Here is an 18282-nt window from a genome sequence, read left to right on the forward strand (position 1 = left end):
AGCGTTCAATCTGAGCCATGATCAAACTCTTCAATTTAAGATTTTGTTCGGCTCAATGAATACTGAACATTACATAAGTAATGTTTGAATTGACTGTGCTGAATCTTTCGATTCAATGGTCACTTCGTTTCATTGAAACCTAATTTGATACCGAAGTATCGAATTGGATTATCATCAACGAGTGCCCACACAGATTGATAGGTCTATATTGTTAAAGAGCAACTCTTCTTTGTGATTGACATCACTTCGGAAGAGGCGGCCATTCTAGCGAGATAATTTATCGTGTCAAACACTTTCTTCAAATTATTTCGTTTTTCTTTTCAGCCTTATCAACTTCGCTTAAACCCTTCTGAGCCCTTGCCCTGTCGACGAGGAGGCATTATAGAGATCGCGCTCACATTGGCAAGTGTTATTTTTCAAAAATTGCAAAAATAATGGTTAAACGATGAGTTTTCGATCAAACCTTTATTTATTCAACTTTACCCCAAACTCTCACACAACTTATCCACAGAATTGTTCTTTGAGACGTGTTTTTCAGGTGCTATAAATAAAGAAAGCTGCTTTATTGCAGCTTTCTTTATTTACTCTAAACTCGATTTAAAGGTCACTATGGTTATATGCCGGACCCATCTTGTTCTGAACCATCATCTTCGTGTAGGCCACATTCTCGCTTTAAGCCAAAGAATCGAGTTTCTTCCTCTGACATTCCCGGCTCCCATTTACGAGTAGTATGTGTATCACCAACTGAAAGGTAACCTTCATCCCACAATGGGTGGTATTTAAGGCCGTGTTGTTCTAAGTAGTAATGAACGTCTTTATTAGTCCAATCAATTACTGGTAGAAATTTAAACACACCGTTCTGAATTGATAGAATCGGTAAACCTGCACGAGATTTACTTTGCTCTCGACGCAGTCCAGAGAACCACGTTCCAACATTAAGCTCTTTTAACGCTCGACGCATCGGCTCAACTTTATTGAGCTTGTTGTATTTTTCAATTCCCTCTACGCCCTGTTCCCATAATTTTCCATATCGAGCTTCTTGCCAATTCGCACTTTCTTTGGCTCGATAAACTTTTAAATTTAGGTTGAGAGCATCTGTCAGCTCATCGATAAATCGGTACGTCTCAGCAAACAGGTAACCAGTATCGGTTAGAATGACGGGGATGTCCGTTTTGGCGCGAGTAACTAAATGAAGCATAACCGCGGCTTGAATACCAAAACTAGAAGAAACCGCGAACTCGCCTTCTAGATTATCTAAAGCCCACGCTACTCTCTCTTGTGCTGAAAGCTTTTCGAGCTCGACATTAATTTGAGCAAGACGGAGGATTTGCTCCGTCTTTGTTAATGTCAGTAACTCTGTGAGCTCCAGCTTGGATGCTACAGAATCAAGCATGAAAGTCCCTCTTTGATACGAGCACTTCTTGGATAATGCCAGCACGAATAGTGAAATCGCCAAAGGCTTCGCCTTCTTCACGCTCTTTCGACCATCGAGCCACCAGCAGATCAATCTCTTCTAAGATTTGCTTATCCGTGATGTTCTCTTTATACATTTTAGGTACTCGAGTACCAGCACGGTTACCACCTAGGTGCAAGTTGTAACGACCCGGCGCTTTGCCAACTAGACCAATTTCAGCCAACATTGCGCGACCACAACCATTTGGACACCCAGTTACACGCAAAATGATGTTGTCATTTTCTGGTAGGTTGTGCTTCTCCAGAATCCCCTCCACATCAGTAACAAACTGAGGAAGGAAACGTTCAGCTTCTGCCATCGCTAGCGGACAAGTTGGAAAAGCAACACACGCCATTGAGTTCTTACGCTGTTCACTTACGCCGTCGTCCATTAAGCCATGTTCACGAGCGATCTTTTCAATTTTCGCTTTTTCGTTTTTAGGTACACCCGCAACAATTAGGTTTTGGTTCGCTGTCATGCGGAAATCGCCTTTGTGGATTTTGGCAATTTCAGCAACACCCGTCTTAAGTGGTTTACCTGGAAAGTCTAATAAGCGACCGTTTTCGATGAAAAGCGCTAAATGATATTTACCATCAATTCCTTCTACCCAGCCAATACGGTCACCACGTTCTGTGAATTCATATGGACGGCTTTGCTCAAACTTAACACCAGCACGTTTCTCGACTTCCGCTTTAAAGACATCGCTACCTACACGATCCAATGTGTATTTGGTTTTTGCGTTCTTACGGTTTGAACGGTTACCCCAGTCGCGCTGAGTTGTTACTACAGCTTCGGCAACATCAAGTGTCTTGTCCAGCGGAATAAAGCCAAAGTCGTCAGCGCGGCGCGGATAAGTTGATGTATCGCCATGCGTCATCGCTAAGCCGCCGCCGACCAGGACGTTAAAACCAACCAGCTTGCCGTTATCTGCAATCGCTACGAAGTTGAGATCGTTAGCGTGTACATCTACGTCATTTTGCGGTGGGATAACCACTGTGGTTTTAAACTTACGTGGTAAGTAGTTCTTGCCTAGAATCGGTTCGTCTTCTTCCGTACTTTCTACTTTTTCACCGTCTAGCCAAATCTCTGCATAAGCGCGTGTTTTCGGAAGCAGGTGTTCACTGATTCTCTTCGCCCATTCGTAAGCTTCTTGGTGTAACTCTGACTCCACTGGATTAGTGGTACACAACACGTTACGGTTTACATCACCCGCGGTTGCAATCGAATCAATACCAATACTGTTGAGCGTTTGATGCATCAACTTAATATTCGGTTTTAATACCCCATGAAACTGGAACGTTTGGCGAGTCGTCAGACGAATACTTCCATATAAAGAGTGCTCCGTTGCGAACTTGTCGATCGCTAACCATTGCGTTGGCGTGATGATGCCTCCAGGCATACGAGCACGAAGCATCACATTATGTAATGGTTCCAGTTTTTGCTTTGTGCGTTCATTACGGATATCACGATCGTCTTGTTGATACATACCGTGGAAACGAATTAACTGGAAGTTGTCGGCAGTAAAGCCACCAGTAATACGGTCCTGTAAATCTTGCTCAATGGTGCCACGTAATAAGTTGCTTTCTCGCTTCAGGCGCTCGTTATCAGATAGCGGCCCTAACTCTTCACCTAATACAACCTGCTTATTATTGTCCGTAGAAAAAGTCATTAGTACACATCCCTCTGATAACGTTTCGCTTTACGTAGGTCATTAATAAATTGTTCTGCATCGTCACGCGGCATCTTGCCTTCTTGTTCAGCAACGATAACCAATGCGTCGTGCACATCTTTTGCCATACGCGTTGCATCACCGCAGACATAGATATAAGCGCCTTCTTGGATCCACTGCCACACTTGAGCTGCGTTTTCTAAGATGCGATGTTGTACGTAAACCTTTTCTACTTGGTCACGACTAAAGGCAACATCCAATCGGCTTAGTACTCCTGACTTGAGATACTTTTGCCATTCCACTTGGTACAAGAAGTCTTGAGTGAACGTGCGATCACCAAAGAACAACCAGTTTTTGCCTTCAGCATCGCGGTTTTCACGCTCCTGAATAAAGCTACGGAATGGTGCGATCCCTGTGCCAGGACCAACCATGATAATTGGAGTGCTATCATCTTCCGGCAGTTTGAAGTTGTTGTTATGCTCAACAAATACTTTAACTTCACCCCCCTCTTCGAGACGCTGTGCTAAGAAACTAGACGCACCACCATATCGTTTTTCGTCGTTTTGTTCGTACTCAACCAAAGCAACCGTTAGGTGTACTTCTTCATCGACCTCTTCTTGGCTTGATGCAATAGAGTAAAGGCGTGGAGTAAGGCGACGAAGCAAACCAATCAATTCATCTGCGGTTAACTTGGTTTTCTTTTCTGCCAGTACATCAACGATTTGAGTATTTGCAGAGTACTCGCGAAGCTTATCTTTATCTTCAACTAACTTTTGTAGCTTCTTGCTACCGGATAACTCGGCAAACTTTGTGATGAGCTGCGGGTTAGATGTTGTGATTTCATATTTACTCACAAGAGCACTGTGGATTGACAAGCTTTCACCATCAACGTCAACAGTCTCAACCCCAGACAAACCGACCTTACCAAGAATGGCATTTGCAAGTTCCGAGCTATTTTCAAACCACACACCTAGTGCATCACCTGGCTGATACGTTAAGCCCGAGCCTTCTAAGTCGATTTCTATATGACGAACGTCTTTTCCAGAGTCACGGCCCGTGATTTTTTGACTGGTCAGTAACGTCGCAGTGTACGGATTTTGTTTATTGTAAGGAGAGTGCGCAGTCGCAGCTTGACCCACAGGAAGTTGAACCACATCCGCTTCAGAGCCAGAAGACAGTGTATCTTTTACCTTGTCTAACGCATTCTTACGCCATTCAGTTGCAGGGGCTTCATAATCCACATCGCAATCAAGACGCTCGATAAATGGAGTCGCGCCTAGCTTTGATAGGTAAGTGTCGAAGTCTTTACCGGTCTGACAGAAGAACTCGTAGCTAGAATCTCCCAATGCAATAACACCATATTGCAGGTTTGGCAGCTTAGGAGCCTTCTTCGATTGCAAAAACTCATGTAGCTCAATGGCATTGTCTGGCGCTTCGCCTTCGCCGTTAGTCGATGCCACAATAATGACATGCGTTTCTTTGGCTAAGTTTTTACCTTTGTAATCGCTTGCATCAAAAAGTTCGACTGCAATTCCTTCTGCTTTTGCTTCCTGTTCCAGAGCTTCAGCAACACCTTTAGCATTGCCCGTTTGGGAAGCAAAAATAATACTCAACTTACCTGCTGGCTTCGCTGATACGGCTGCCGTTGCTTGTGCAATTGGCGTTACCGCTGTGTTTGGTTGATTTTGAGCTAATCCCCAAAAATACCCACTGACCCAAGCAAGTTGCTGTGAAGACAACTCAGAGACAGTTTGTTGGAGTGAGCTAATTTGTTGGTCATTCAGAGGGCTTGCGATTGGAGGATTTCCTCCTTGCCCATTATTATCTTCAGACACATTCTTGTGAGAATACTCATTCTTTTGAAAAGACATTATCACGACATCCCTATTCATTGCGTGACGATAGAGTACCCACTCTCCTTAATAACAAGAAAGAATAGAAGTGAATGTTTTATAACTTTTTGGAAGTAAGAACGGCTTACTTTTTGCTCATCGATCTTCAATGCGGACTTGTTGAAAGCCTACTGCCATTGCCGATTTTGACGCAGTATCCAAATCTTCATAAAGACATTCTTCGCCGTGACTGTCCGTTAGAAAAACAAAACCACCGCGCGCATGTCTGAACTCTACAACCCAACCACCCTCTTGGATTGCAGGCTCAATAATCGCTTCGATAAGCTGATTTTCACGGAATAGATGTCTTAGTTCATTTATTGTCATCGCTATCCCTGCTTTAACTTTCACATTGCTCCTAGGTAAGCATGGTCTAAGTCAGCCAAATAGGGAGAAATTTCGATTAGATATAATGAAGTGATATAAAAAAACGCCGCTTATAAAGCGACGTTTTAAGTAAATCGAGTATCTAACATGGCTGAATTTAGAACGCGTATTCCGCACTCACAAAGAAGCCGTTAGCAAAAATAAACTCTTTCCCTAGATCCGACATGAATTTATCGGACTCTAAATCAATCACACGGTAACCTCCACGAAAAGCCAGTCGAGCTTTTTCGAGCGGTACACTGTATTGTACACCTGCCATGAAATCGGTGCTTTTGATACCTTTGTTGTCACCAAAGTTTATCTCACCAATCACATCAAAGTTTGTATCCGGAACTTGAATTTCTGCGTAACCATACCAAGCCCAAATCAGCTCATCAAATTCTTCTACACGCCTGCTTGAGCCAGCATCAATGTATTTAGTGTCACTTAAATTACTTAACGTGAGACCCGCATCAAAGTGCAATAAATCATGCTCTAGAACGTGGTAATACAAGGTTAAATCGAGCTTATCGAACCCCATGTAATCCGCATCAACACTTGAGTAACGAAGGCGCGCATTAGGGACGTATTTAACATCATGTTCAATCGCCGCGTAAAAAGTGCCCGCGGTACTGCTATCTCGTCTCACTTCATTAACTTTAGTGTCGGCAGCCCATACCTCTGCGCCGACTTTTGTCGATACAGAGTACTCTGCAAAAACAGGAAAAGATACTGCCAACGATAATGCCGTTAAAGCGATGTTCGCTTTATTTGTCATGTAGTATTTACTCCGAGATAGCTGATATTCACGTAGAGGACGTGGGAGGAAATATACCATATTCTCACGCCTCTCCATCAACTAAATGATGTTACTCATTATTTATAGCGGGGCTGAGCGACGTAATTCTTGAAGAACCAAATACCCAATGCAATCACGATTAACCATGGTAATAGTTTGAGTACCGCTCCAACCATTCCCAGTAAAAACATCACAACTAACGCAATACCAGTTGCTGCGAATACGGTCATCATTGTGATACCCGTAACCAACAAGGTCGCCGCAAAGACTAAAATAAAGATTAGCTCCAACATAATCACTTCTCCATTTGTTTTCAATAAACAGAGCAGTTTCCATACCAACTTATAGAGAAGAATTTAAGATTATGATTTTTAATAAAAAAACAAAACCAGAGGCATTTCTGCACTCTGGCTTTATCATTCTTTAGTTGGTAATTTTAGCCATTCACTGGCGAATTTTACACATTCAATTCTTTTGGAATCTTAGCTAGCGCGTCTTGCAATACTTCTAGACCAGAACCTGGTTTGTGCGCATTTTCACTGATATGACGACGCCATTGACGAGCACCGGGCATGCTTTGGAACAAACCTAACATGTGACGGGTAATGTGACCAAGGTACGCACCTTTCGCTAATTGCGCTTCAATGTATGGGTACATCTCTTCAACAATTTCGCTGCGTTTCTTCACTGGAGCGTTAGAGCCAAACAACTCTTGGTCTACCGATGCCAGTAGATATGGGCTTTGGTATGCTTCACGACCAATCATCACACCGTCAAGATGCTGAAGATGTGCTTTTGCTTCTTCTAATGACTTCACGCCACCGTTAATCGCAATCGTTAGGTGTGAGAAGTCTTGCTTCAATTGGTAAGCGCGTGGGTAATCCAATGGTGGGATCTCACGGTTTTCTTTTGGGCTTAAACCACTTAACCAAGCTTTACGAGCATGGATAGTGAACTGCTCACAGCCACCCTTTTCTGAAACAATAGAAACGAAATCCGTTAAGAACTCGTAAGAATCTTGATCATCAATACCAATGCGAGTCTTGACTGTTACAGGGATATCGACCACGTCTTTCATTGCTGCGACACAATCCGCAACTAACTGCGGTTCAGCCATTAGGCAAGCACCAAATCGACCGTTTTGTACGCGGTCAGATGGACATCCCACATTTAGGTTAATCTCATCGTAGCCACGCTCTTGCGCTAGCTTGGCACACGTAGCCAAATCTGCTGGGTTTGAACCACCAAGTTGAAGGGCTAACGGATGCTCTTCTTCGTTATAAGCCAGGAAATCTCCTTTTCCATGAATGATCGCACCTGTCGTCACCATTTCAGTGTACAGCAGGGTTTCTTTGGTCATTAAGCGATGGAAGTAGCGACAATGACGATCAGTCCAATCTAACATTGGTGCTACGGAGAGCCTGCAAGAATGAGTCATGATATAAACACCCGTTTTTATGTTGCCAAGGTCGAGCGCAGCAGTACGCTCAAAAAATAAGTCGGGTATTGTATACCCAAGCACCTCTGGGTGCTAGTTTCAGCGAGAATGATTTGGTTAGCTGACTAGCCAAGTGCTTAGGAATACGCAGAAGTAATACGAATCTGTCATTCGTTGATTCATTCTGTGATGATTATTCCGCCTTCACACCACCACCGACTTGCTTTAATTCATGATTTTCGTTCTGATAGTGGGTAAAATGAAGCATTTCTAAACGAACTTCGTATAGAAATGATTTATCATAGAGCACGTCCGATAGTTATGGTGAAAGGTTTGAACCCAACAATCATTGAACAAATTGAAAGTATCTGCGCAGAGCGTGGAGTACGACTGACTCCGCAACGCCGACGCGTATTTGAACTCATTTGTTCTAATCGCCGCGCCTCAAGTGCGTATGAGCTATTGGAGCAACTAAAAGAGAGTGAGCCTCAGGCTAAGCCGCCCACTGTTTATCGAGCATTAGATTTTCTCCTAGAGCAAGGCTTCATCCACCGAGTGGAATCGACAAATAGCTTTATTACTTGTTGTTCTTTCAATACTCAGCAGCACTTTTTCCAATTACTAATTTGCGATAAATGTGGTGATGTCGTTGAACTCGAAGATGAGACGCTGATATCCTTGTTAGCCGAAAACGCCGAGAAGCATGGATTCAAACTGACCAACCAAGTTATTGAAACTCATGGTGAATGCCAGGCCTGTTCCTCCGAGACGAAAGAAAAAGTATAGAAGAACGTTATGCGCGCTGAATTTGTAAACCCGTTTTTAGCTTCTTTAATGAACGTGCTAAAAACTATGGCTTCTCTTGAGCTGAAGCCACAAAAACCGCGAATCAAAAAAGATGAGATCGCACGAGGTGACGTTTCTGGTCTGATTGGTATGGTAGGCCCACAAACTCGTGGTTCAATGTCGATCACCTTTGATGAAGCACTCGCCCTAGAAATCATGCAGAACATGCTTGGTGAACGTCCAAATGGGCTCAATGAAGAAGTGACCGATATGGTGGGTGAGATCACCAACATGGTTACTGGTGGTGCGAAACGCATTCTGGCGGAAAGTGGTTTTGACTTTGATATGGCAACACCGGTTGTGGTTTCGGGCCGAGGTCATACGATTCGCCACAAGTGTGAAGGCTCAATTATTATCATGCCTTTCTCTTCCCAATGGGGAAATGCCTTTATCGAAATTTGCTTCGAATAAAAGAGAAAAAATAGGTTGGCACTGGCCAACCTATTTTGTTTTTGCCTCAGGCAATAAAAAGGTCAGCATTTGCTGACCTTTTCTTTATCTATTCAAACATTAAGCTTTGAACGCTTTAAATGCGTTGATTAGACCGTTTGTTGAGCTGTCATGCGAGCTGATTTGAGACTCATCTGCAAGCTCAGGTAGGATTTGGTTAGCCAGTTGTTTACCTAGCTCCACGCCCCACTGGTCAAAGCTGAAGATATTCCAGATAACACCTTGTACGAAAATTTTGTGTTCGTACATTGCGATCAAGTTACCTAGCGTACGAGGCGTGATTTGCTTCACTAGAATAGAGTTTGTTGGACGGTTACCTTCAAACACTTTGAATGGCGCAATCGCTGCCACTTCTTCAGCATTCTTACCTACTTTCACCAACTCTTCTTTCACGGTTTCTTCATTTTTACCAAACGCTAGAGCTTCAGTTTGCGCGAAGAAGTTAGACATCAGTTTTTGGTGATGATCGCTAGCTGGGTTGTGGCTAATTGCAGGTGCAATGAAGTCACATGGGATAAGCTTAGTACCTTGGTGAATTAGCTGGTAGAACGCGTGCTGACCGTTGGTACCTGGTTCACCCCAAATGATTGGGCCAGTTTGGTAAGTTACAGCATTGCCGTCACGGTCAACGTATTTACCGTTTGATTCCATGTTGCCTTGCTGGAAGTACGCCGCGAAACGGTGCATGTATTGATCGTAAGGTAGGATAGCTTCTGACTCCGCACCGTGGAAGTTGTTGTACCAAATACCAATCAAAGCAAGAATCACTGGAATATTGCTTTCTAGATCTGTTGATACGAAGTGCTTGTCCATCTCGTGAGCACCATCAAGCAACTCAACAAAGTTGTCGAAACCTACTGCTAGTGCAATTGATAGACCGATCGCAGACCATAGTGAGTAACGGCCACCAACCCAGTCCCAGAATTCAAACATGTTCGCTGTATCGATACCAAATTCAGACACGGCTGTCGCGTTTGTTGAAAGCGCAGCAAAGTGTTTAGCCACATGAGCCTGATCACCCGCAGATTCTAGGAACCAATCACGAGCAGTGTGCGCGTTAGTCATGGTTTCTTGCGTTGTAAACGTCTTAGACGCGATCAAGAATAACGTCGTTTCTGGGTTAACTTTCTTCAACGTTTCAACGATGTGTGTACCATCAACGTTAGATACGAAGTGAAGGTTTAGATGATTTTTGTATGGCGCTAGAGCTTCCGTCACCATGTAAGGGCCAAGGTCAGAACCGCCGATACCGATGTTCACAATATCAGTAATTGCTTTGCCTGTGTAACCTTTCCATTCACCACCGATAACGCGCTCAGTGAATGATTTCATTTTTTCTAGAACCGCGTTCACTGCTGGCATTACGTCTTCGCCGTCTACCATAACTGGAGTATTAGCGCGGTTACGTAGTGCAGTGTGAAGAACAGCGCGACCTTCTGTTTGGTTGATCGCTTCACCACTGAACATCGCTTCAATTGCAGATTTCAGCTCGGTCTCTTTCGCAAGAGCAAACAGGTGCTTCAGAGTTTCCTCATTGATGAGGTTCTTTGAGTAATCGACTAGGATGTCTGAGCCGAAACGTGCAGAGTATTTGTCGAAACGCGCTGCGTCTTGAGCAAACAGCTCTTTAAGATCCATATCTTGTGCAGATTCGAAATGCGCCGTTAGCGCTTTCCAAGCTTGTGTTTGCGTTGGATTGATATTTTTCAACATGGTCTTTATCCCGATGTTACAGTAGGTTCCATTCCTTACAGTCTAGCGAAAACTGTGGAATCCCCGATTTAGCAAATAGAATATAAATTAGATGTTTGGGCAAATCGCCACAAAACAAGTCTTTGTAATTTTTTTTCAGGCGCCAATTATGACCGAGAGCTTTTACACTCACATTGAGTTAGGTCACGTTCCCTGCCCTGAAATTGAACATTCATTTACGATGACAAGAATCATATCATTTACTAATGACAGGCTCTAATTGGAATAGGATAGACGCCAATTTATAAATTTCCAAAGGAACACGTATGTGGGCACAAAAAACACTGCAATTAAAAGCGAGAAGCCGCGGTTTTCACCTGATAACTGATGAAATTGAACAACAATTACCACAAATAAACGAACTTTCAGTAGGTTTATTACACTTATTTATTCAGCACACCTCCGCCAGTTTGACCTTAAATGAGAATGCTGATCCAACCGTGCGTATGGACATGGAAGCGCACTTCAATAAGTTTGTGCCAGAGCGTGCTCCTTATTATCAGCACACCTATGAAGGTGACGACGACATGCCGGCACATATTAAAACATCACTGCTTGGCAGTAGTGTGACGGTACCAATCCAAAATGGTCGATTAGCTTTAGGAACATGGCAAGGTATTTACTTGGGTGAGCATCGAGACTTTGGTGGCGGCCGCCGCGTTATTGCTACGATTAACGGTGAGTAGATAAAACAAAGGCTAACCTTGGGTTAGCCTTTCGTTGTTTATTTGGAGTATTCCATCTCGACGCGAGGCGTTAGCTTAGTCACGAGTTCATACGCAATCGTACCAATGTGACCCGCCACTTCTTCTACTGGGAGCTCTTTCCCCCAAAGAATCGCTTCGTCGCTGACTTTATCCGTTGCGTCTGGTCCCAAATCGACCGTCAGCATATCCATGGAAACTCGACCTGCAATAGGTACTTTACGGCCATTAACCCACACCGGCGTACCGTTTGGAGCACTTCTTGGGTAACCGTCGCCATACCCTACAGCGATGACCCCAACTTTTGTATCTCGCTCACTGGTCCAAATACCACCATAGCCAACACTTTCGCCCTTCTTCACTTCACGTACCGCAATAAGGTGGGATTTAAGTGTCATGACAGGCTGATACCCAAGATCTTGCGCCGTTTTGTCATCGAATGGCGACACACCATACATGATAATACCCGGACGAACCCAATCTAAATGGCTTTGAGGCCATGCCAATAACCCCGCAGATGCCGCCAGTGAACGTTCCCCTTGGCAACCAGAAGTCAACGATTTAAACAGCTCAATCTGTTGTGGGGTAATATCGCTATCCAGCTCATCTGCACAGCCAAAGTGGCTCATGTAACGCAACGGTTTCGCTACATTTGGACACTCCTTCAGCCGCGTTACAAAGTCGTCATATTGTTCAGGACGAACCCCAAGGCGGTGCATGCCACTGTCAATCTTCAGCCACACGACAACCGGAGTTTCAAGGTCTGCTTGCTCCAAGGCGATAAGCTGCTCTTCACAGTGCACCACGGTTTGGATGTTGTTCGTCACAAGAACAGGTAAATCACCAGGAGAGTAAAAACCTTCTAGCAATAGAATCGGCTTTACTACTCCACAAGCGCGCAGTTGCAATGCTTCTTCAATGCGAGCCACGCCAAACGCATCCGCATGGTTAGCATGTTTTGCGACATGACGTAATCCGTGACCATAACCATTGGCCTTGACGACAGCCATCACTTTACTTTGTGGCGCTTGAGCTTTTACGCGCTGTAAGTTGTGCTGCAACGCAGACAAATCAATGCACGCCTTGGCCGCTTTCATATAGCTCATGGGATTACTCATCATCAATATCGAATGCAGGACCCGCGTAGTTGTCGAAACGCGAATGTTGACCTTGGAAAGTGAGGCGAACAGAGCCGATAGGACCATTACGCTGTTTACCAATAATGATTTCGGCCGTACCTTTGTACGGACTATCTGGGTGATAAACCTCATCACGGTAGATGAACATGATCAAGTCGGCATCCTGCTCGATGGAACCGGATTCACGCAAGTCCGAGTTTACTGGTCGTTTATCCGCACGTTGCTCTAGGGAACGGTTTAGCTGCGACAGTGCCACAACAGGCACATTTAGCTCTTTTGCCAGCGCCTTAAGAGAGCGAGAGATCTCAGCAATCTCAAGAGTACGGTTATCGGTTAACGAAGGCACGCGCATCAACTGAAGGTAGTCGACCATGATCATCGATAGACCGCCATGTTCACGAGCGATACGGCGAGCGCGCGAACGCACTTCGGTCGGAGTTAGACCAGAGCTATCATCAATGTACATATTCTTCTTCTGCATCAGGATACCCATAGTAGAAGAAATACGCGCCCAATCTTCGTCATCTAGCTGACCCGTACGGATCTTGGTTTGGTCAACACGAGACAAAGAGGCCAACATACGCATCATCAACTGTTCAGCTGGCATCTCTAACGAGAAAATAAGTACGGGCTTTTCTTGTTGCATGGCCGCATTTTCACACAAGTTCATCGCAAAGGTCGTTTTACCCATCGATGGACGCGCTGCGACAATCACCAAATCAGAGCCTTGCAAACCTGCGGTTTTCTTATTGAGATCGGTGAAACCGGTATCGACCCCGGTAACACCATCTTGTGGCGTTTTATACAACAACTCGATACGTTCTAACGTCTTTTCGAGGATGTTGTCGACGTTTTGTGGTCCTTCGTTTTCACTAGTTCGAGACTCGGCGATAGCAAAAACTTTACTCTCCGCCATGTCTATTAAATCTTCAGAACTGCGACCTTGAGGGTCATAGCCCGCGTCCGCAATTTCATTCGCGACACCAATAAGGCCACGAACAATCGCACGCTCAGCGACAATATCAGCATACGCATTGATGTTAGCTGCACTTGGCGTATTCTTCGCCAAGTCAGCGAGGTAAGCAAAACCGCCTACATCTTCTAACAACTCGTGACGCTCTAGATATTCCGATAAAGTAATAAGATCGAGAGGTTTACCCGCTTCAAGAATGGTTTTTACACCTTCAAAAATCAGGCGGTGTGGACGACTATAGAAATCACTGCTCACAACACGTTCGGCAACGGTGTCCCAACGTTCATTATCCAGTAAAAGACCACCAATTACTGATTGCTCGGCTTCTAGTGAGTGAGGTGGCACTTTGATTGCGTCGACCTGACTGTCTGAAGGTTTGCGATTTCTGTTTTCCGCCATGACTTTGCTCGATAACTACTATTGACCCACGATTATAACCTTAACCTAACTGAGATGCTTCCCCGAAGCGACAATTACTTGTTAAGAAATCATCATGTGAACCACCCGGGTAATAGCCTGGTTCTTCCGTCTAGCTCTAATAAAAATTAACCTACCATTGACCCAACCAAATATCTGTATCAGTATCATGCCCCTCCTTTTTGATTACGTTCGAGGTTGATGTGTCCCGATACTGGTTACTTAGCTTTAGCCTACTGTGCGCTAGTGCATCGTATGCTGACGAATCAGTACAGCCAGAGCAAAATATTGATGTACCCGACCCACTAAAAACCGAGGTGGAGTTCGGCTATCAAGCTCACACAGGTAACACGGACTCTCGTTCCCTGAATGCTCGTTTGAGTGCTGAATATACGTCAGGTCGACACCGTTCTAATGGTGAATGGAAGTACTACAACTTGTACAAAGACGGTGAAGAAGACAAACGCTCATCCACCTATTCCCTACAGAGTGACTACAAGTTAGGCCCTAAGACATATTTGTATGGCAGCTTTAAAGGGGTGGATTCTCGCTACAGTGCTTATTTTAAAGACTATACGTTGTCAGGTGGTTTGGGTTACCAGTTCTCCTACACTGAGAACTTCATTTTAGAGGTAGAAGTAGGCCCTGGTTTTCGCTATCAAGAGCCAAACTTAGACGAAATAGATGATGACGATATTGTCTTTCCCGATATCGTTAGAGAAGGCATTTTTCGAGGAAATATCAACACAACTTGGCATGCGTTGGATAATTTAAGTTTCGCAGCTGATATTACGTTAGTAACAGGTAGAAGTAACACACGTACTGATAGTGAACTCAGTGTAACCAATGATATTACTGAAGATATCGCACTGAAACTGGCGCACTCTCGTCAGTATCACGATAAAGTGCCTGAAGGCTTAAGCAAAGCAGACAGCGTATTTTCCGTTAATTTACTTTTCGCTTTTTAACCCTTTTTCTCTCAGTTTTAGAAATAAAAAAAGCACCTCCGAGGAGGTGCTTTTTAGTATTTCGTCTTGATACTGAATTACTCAGCAGCAACAACTTGTAGGTTAACTGTCGCGAAAACTTCAGAGTGAAGTTGAACGCTGATCTCGAACTCACCAGTGTTACGTAGAGCACCTTCAGGAAGGCGAACTTCGCTCTTAGCAACTTCAACGCCTGCAGCTGTGATAGCGTCAGCGATGTCACGAGTACCGATAGAACCGAATAGTTTGCCTTCGTCACCAGCTTTAGAAGCGATAACTACCGCTTCTAGAGCGTTAACTTTCTCTGCGCGAGCTTCTGCAGCAGCTAGTTGCTCAGCAACTTTAGCTTCTAGTTCAGCACGACGAGCTTCAAACATTTCAACGTTAGCTTTAGTTGCCATAACTGCTTTACCTTGTGGGATAAGGAAGTTACGAGCGTAGCCAGATTTAACGTTTGCAGTATCGCCAAGACCACCTAGGTTACCAATTTTATCAAGTAGAATAACTTGCATTGCTTAATCCTCTTTCTTAATAAAATGAACCGATTACTGATGCTTGTCAGTGTACGGTAGTAGAGCTAGGTAGCGTGAACGCTTGATAGCACGTGCTAGTTGACGCTGGTACTTAGCGCTTGTACCAGTGATACGGCTAGGTACGATTTTACCAGCTTCAGTGATGTAGTTTTTAAGAGTTGCTACGTCTTTGTAATCAATCTCTTGTACGCCTTCTGCAGTGAAACGGCAGAATTTACGACGACGGAAGAAACGAGCCATGGGCTATCTCCTGATCTTAAATTTGAGTAATGTTGTCGGCGTGTAACACTAATTTTCCCACGCCATTTCGGCCGGTTTGATAAGTGACAAAACCACTTACCTTAATGTTACTGCCTTGAACTAAATTCTGAGTTAGTGCTTGTGACCCAAGCCCGCTGACGACTACCGGCATACGACAATAAACTTGTCGAGGTAAGTCAGCTTCGATAATAGTAGAGCGATGCTCCAGCCAAAACCGACAGTGTTCAATGCCACCAGGGCTTTTACTACGAATGGGCGGTTTGGCAATGGTGCCGCTCAGCTCCATTCGATTGGCCATAAGAAAACTTACTCAGCAGCTTCTGACTTAGCTTCAGGCTTAGCTTCAGAACGCTCTTCACGACGTGGAGCACGCTCTTCTTTTTGCTTAAGCATGATAGATTGCTCAGTGATCGCTGCTTTAGTACGCATGATCATGTTACGTAGAACTGCATCGTTGAAACGGAAAGCAGTTTCTAGCTCATCAATTACAGCTTGGTCAGCTTCAACGTTCATAAGAACGTAGTGAGCTTTGTGAAGCTTGTTGATTGGGTAAGCCAGTTGACGACGGCCCCAGTCTTCTAGACGGTGGATTTTACCGCCAGCTTCAGTGATTGAACCAGTGTAACGCTCGATCATGCCAGCAACTTGCTCGCTTTGATCTGGGTGCACCATGAATACGATTTCGTAATGACGCATTGGTTGCTCCTTACGGATTATTCAGCTTCCACAAATGGCTCAGTCGTCCAGAGGAAGCAAGGAACTAAAGATAATTGACTGAGTTTAAGGAGCACGAATAGTACAGAAAGGGCGTAAAATAGGCAAGTGATTATTTGCTCAGCGCAGTGGATATTTAATTTCTTCTAATACTAGAAAACACAAAGGCTGCCAACAAGCTGGCAGCCTTTAAAATCAGCGTGTTATTGCGCTGGCTTATCGGTGCTTATTTAACTTCAGCCAGTTCAGCGCGCATTTGATCGATCACTTGTTTGTAATCTGGCTCACCGAAAATCGCCGAGCCTGCAACAAACATGTCTGCGCCCGCTTCTGCAATTTCACGAATGTTGTCAACCTTCACACCGCCATCGATTTCTAAGCGGATATCACGGCCAGACTCGTCAATCATCTTACGAACGGCACGCAGTTTATCTAGTGTATGAGGAATGAATGATTGACCACCAAAACCAGGGTTTACCGACATCAGTAGAATCATGTCGACTTTATCCATAATAAACTCAAGACTTGCAAGTGGCGTTGCTGGGTTTAGTACCACACCAGCCTGACAGCCGTGCTCTTTAATTAACTGCAGTGTACGGTCTACATGATCAGAAGCTTCTACATGGAACGTAATCATCGACGCACCCGCTTTTGCGAAATCAGGAATAATACGGTCAACGGGTTTCACCATTAGGTGAACATCGATTGGCGCTGTGATGCCATAATCGCGTAGTGCTTTACACACAGGCGCACCAAAAGTCAGGTTTGGTACATAGTGGTTATCCATAACGTCGAAATGCACCACATCCGCACCCGCTGCGAGTACTTTTTCTACATCTTCACCGAGACGAGCAAAATCTGCCGATAAAATGGATGGAGCAATAAGAAAATCTTTCATACCTGACCTCAGTAGTAATGAGCAAACAATCTGCGCGCAATTCTACCGAAGCCAGTGGGGAGATCCACTATTTAGATATAATAGTGTGAGAATTAAGAGCTTGATTTATCCATGTCTGGGGCATGAAAAAGCGCAAGTAGCTCATCAACTTTATTACGACCGTTACCATTACGGCTAATGGTACGCTTTACTTTTACCACATTAAGATCCGCACCGTGATACAACCGACGTGTCAAGGTAGTGTCGTGGTTAGAAATCAACACAGGAATGCCACGTTCAGTCGCTGTTCTTTCAGCAATGTCGGCTAATGCAGCTTGGTCGTCCAACGTGAAACCATTACCTGCGTATGAGGTGAAATTTGCCGTATTTGAAAGCGGCGCATAAGGTGGATCGCAATACACGACGCTCCCTTTGCGCGCACGACGAAATGTTTCAGGATAACCTTCACAAACGAACGTAGCTTTTTTGGCTTTTTCTGCAAAAAACTCCAGTTCCGCCTCAGGGAAATACGGCTTTTTGTAAGAGCCAAACGGTACATTGAAGCCACCTTTTTTGTTGTAACGGCATAGGCCATTAAAACCAAAGCGGTTCATATACAAAAACGCTAAAGAGCGGTACATCACGTCATCGGTTTTATTAAATTCAGCGCGAATGTGTAGGTAGGCTTCTTTGCGGTTGTTCTCAGCGACAAACCAACGCTTCGCTTCAGAGATATACTCTTCAGGGCGTTCTTTCAGCAGGTTGTACAGATTGATCAAATCTGGATTGATATCTGCAAGTAGATAATGGTCATAATCGGTATTCAGAAACACTGAGCCCGCACCAACAAAAGGTTCAACTAGCTTTCGAGCCGGCGGCAAATGACGTTGGATGTCTTCAACCAGTCCGTATTTTCCTCCTGCCCATTTAAGAAAGGCTCGTTGCTTTTTCATCTACTGCTCTATCTATCGACCAAAAATTAAGGCTGCGGAATGTAACATATTTTTCAGGGA

Annotated in this window: 20 protein-coding genes; 4 read left to right on the top strand and 16 right to left on the bottom strand. The window is 44.4% G+C overall.

Features of this window, described 5'->3' with window-relative positions; genetic code table 11:
* Positions 1–613: 613 nt before the first annotated feature.
* The 7 genes from R8O70_RS22475 to dusA form a co-directional block, all read right to left on the bottom strand.
* The gene (locus R8O70_RS22475; RefSeq protein ID WP_054729680.1) at positions 614–1393 is read right to left on the bottom strand and encodes a phosphoadenylyl-sulfate reductase; all 780 of its coding nucleotides are present in this window, start codon (positions 1391–1393) and stop codon (positions 614–616) included.
* Complete coding sequence (cysI, locus tag R8O70_RS22480; RefSeq protein ID WP_033907310.1) at positions 1386–3122, bottom strand: assimilatory sulfite reductase (NADPH) hemoprotein subunit; 1737 nt, start codon at positions 3120–3122, stop codon at positions 1386–1388. Before cysI ends, R8O70_RS22475 begins: the two co-directional genes overlap by 8 nt.
* Positions 3122–4993 carry an assimilatory sulfite reductase (NADPH) flavoprotein subunit gene (locus R8O70_RS22485; RefSeq protein WP_017821725.1) on the bottom strand — a complete coding sequence of 624 codons (1872 nt, stop codon included), beginning with the start codon at positions 4991–4993 and terminating at the stop codon, positions 3122–3124. The genes cysI and R8O70_RS22485 overlap by 1 nt, the downstream gene beginning before the upstream one ends.
* A 117-nt stretch (positions 4994–5110) precedes the next feature.
* Positions 5111–5341 carry a hypothetical protein gene (locus R8O70_RS22490; RefSeq protein ID WP_005381264.1) on the bottom strand — a complete coding sequence of 77 codons (231 nt, stop codon included), beginning with the start codon at positions 5339–5341 and terminating at the stop codon, positions 5111–5113.
* A 157-nt stretch (positions 5342–5498) separates the two neighbouring features.
* Positions 5499–6158 carry a TIGR04219 family outer membrane beta-barrel protein gene (locus tag R8O70_RS22495; RefSeq protein WP_258624174.1) on the bottom strand — a complete coding sequence of 220 codons (660 nt, stop codon included), beginning with the start codon at positions 6156–6158 and terminating at the stop codon, positions 5499–5501.
* Positions 6159–6256: 98 nt separating this feature from the next.
* Positions 6257–6472: an envelope stress response protein PspG gene (gene pspG, locus R8O70_RS22500; protein WP_005381266.1), complete on the bottom strand. Its 216-nt coding sequence runs from the start codon at positions 6470–6472 to the stop codon at positions 6257–6259.
* A 164-nt stretch (positions 6473–6636) separates the two neighbouring features.
* Complete coding sequence (dusA, locus tag R8O70_RS22505) at positions 6637–7617, bottom strand: tRNA dihydrouridine(20/20a) synthase DusA (RefSeq protein ID WP_017821727.1); 981 nt, start codon at positions 7615–7617, stop codon at positions 6637–6639.
* A 321-nt stretch (positions 7618–7938) separates the two neighbouring features.
* Here dusA and zur point away from each other — a divergent pair, with 321 nt between their 5' ends.
* Both zur and R8O70_RS22515 read left to right on the top strand, forming a co-directional pair.
* A complete protein-coding gene (zur, locus tag R8O70_RS22510; protein WP_005381268.1) occupies positions 7939–8403 on the top strand; it encodes a zinc uptake transcriptional repressor Zur in 465 nt (154 codons plus the stop codon).
* Positions 8404–8412: 9 nt separating this feature from the next.
* Entirely contained in the window at positions 8413–8874 is a 462-nt protein-coding gene (locus tag R8O70_RS22515) for a chemotaxis protein CheX (protein ID WP_005381269.1), read from the top strand.
* Positions 8875–8973: 99 nt separating this feature from the next.
* Here the strand turns inward: R8O70_RS22515 and pgi are convergent, their stop codons facing one another.
* On the bottom strand, positions 8974–10626 hold the full coding sequence (gene pgi, locus R8O70_RS22520) for a glucose-6-phosphate isomerase (protein ID WP_005381270.1): 1653 nt from the start codon (positions 10624–10626) through the stop codon (positions 8974–8976).
* 305 nt (positions 10627–10931) lie between these two features.
* Between pgi and R8O70_RS22525 the strand changes: the two genes are divergently transcribed.
* Entirely contained in the window at positions 10932–11351 is a 420-nt protein-coding gene (locus tag R8O70_RS22525) for a secondary thiamine-phosphate synthase enzyme YjbQ (RefSeq protein ID WP_258624170.1), read from the top strand.
* Positions 11352–11389: 38 nt separating this feature from the next.
* On the opposite strand, the gene alr is transcribed toward R8O70_RS22525, so the two are convergent.
* Positions 11390–12466: an alanine racemase gene (alr, locus tag R8O70_RS22530; protein ID WP_005381272.1), complete on the bottom strand. Its 1077-nt coding sequence runs from the start codon at positions 12464–12466 to the stop codon at positions 11390–11392.
* Between the two features lie 13 nt (positions 12467–12479).
* The gene (locus R8O70_RS22535; protein WP_005382759.1) at positions 12480–13880 is read right to left on the bottom strand and encodes a replicative DNA helicase; all 1401 of its coding nucleotides are present in this window, start codon (positions 13878–13880) and stop codon (positions 12480–12482) included.
* Positions 13881–14101: 221 nt separating this feature from the next.
* Here R8O70_RS22535 and R8O70_RS22540 point away from each other — a divergent pair, with 221 nt between their 5' ends.
* Positions 14102–14866, top strand: coding sequence for a DUF481 domain-containing protein (locus R8O70_RS22540; RefSeq protein WP_005381276.1), 765 nt, complete (start codon positions 14102–14104; stop codon positions 14864–14866).
* A 77-nt stretch (positions 14867–14943) separates the two neighbouring features.
* On the opposite strand, the gene rplI is transcribed toward R8O70_RS22540, so the two are convergent.
* The 6 genes from rplI to R8O70_RS22570 form a co-directional block, all read right to left on the bottom strand.
* The gene (rplI, locus tag R8O70_RS22545) at positions 14944–15396 is read right to left on the bottom strand and encodes a 50S ribosomal protein L9 (protein WP_005382760.1); all 453 of its coding nucleotides are present in this window, start codon (positions 15394–15396) and stop codon (positions 14944–14946) included.
* Between the two features lie 33 nt (positions 15397–15429).
* Complete coding sequence (gene rpsR / locus R8O70_RS22550) at positions 15430–15657, bottom strand: 30S ribosomal protein S18 (protein WP_000090472.1); 228 nt, start codon at positions 15655–15657, stop codon at positions 15430–15432.
* A gap of 16 nt (positions 15658–15673) precedes the next feature.
* A complete protein-coding gene (gene priB / locus R8O70_RS22555) occupies positions 15674–15976 on the bottom strand; it encodes a primosomal replication protein N (protein ID WP_005381298.1) in 303 nt (100 codons plus the stop codon).
* An 8-nt stretch (positions 15977–15984) separates the two neighbouring features.
* Positions 15985–16374, bottom strand: coding sequence for a 30S ribosomal protein S6 (gene rpsF, locus R8O70_RS22560; RefSeq protein ID WP_005381299.1), 390 nt, complete (start codon positions 16372–16374; stop codon positions 15985–15987).
* Positions 16375–16618: 244 nt separating this feature from the next.
* Positions 16619–17290 carry a ribulose-phosphate 3-epimerase gene (gene rpe / locus R8O70_RS22565; protein WP_005381300.1) on the bottom strand — a complete coding sequence of 224 codons (672 nt, stop codon included), beginning with the start codon at positions 17288–17290 and terminating at the stop codon, positions 16619–16621.
* 92 nt (positions 17291–17382) lie between these two features.
* Positions 17383–18222, bottom strand: a complete 840-nt coding sequence (locus R8O70_RS22570) for a Dam family site-specific DNA-(adenine-N6)-methyltransferase (protein ID WP_005382762.1) — start codon at positions 18220–18222, stop codon at positions 17383–17385.
* Positions 18223–18282: the final 60 nt, after the last annotated feature.

The sequence above is a fragment of the Vibrio sp. 779(2023) genome (assembly GCF_033344285.1).
In the GTDB taxonomy this organism is placed as follows: Bacteria; Pseudomonadota; Gammaproteobacteria; order Enterobacterales; family Vibrionaceae; genus Vibrio; species Vibrio alginolyticus.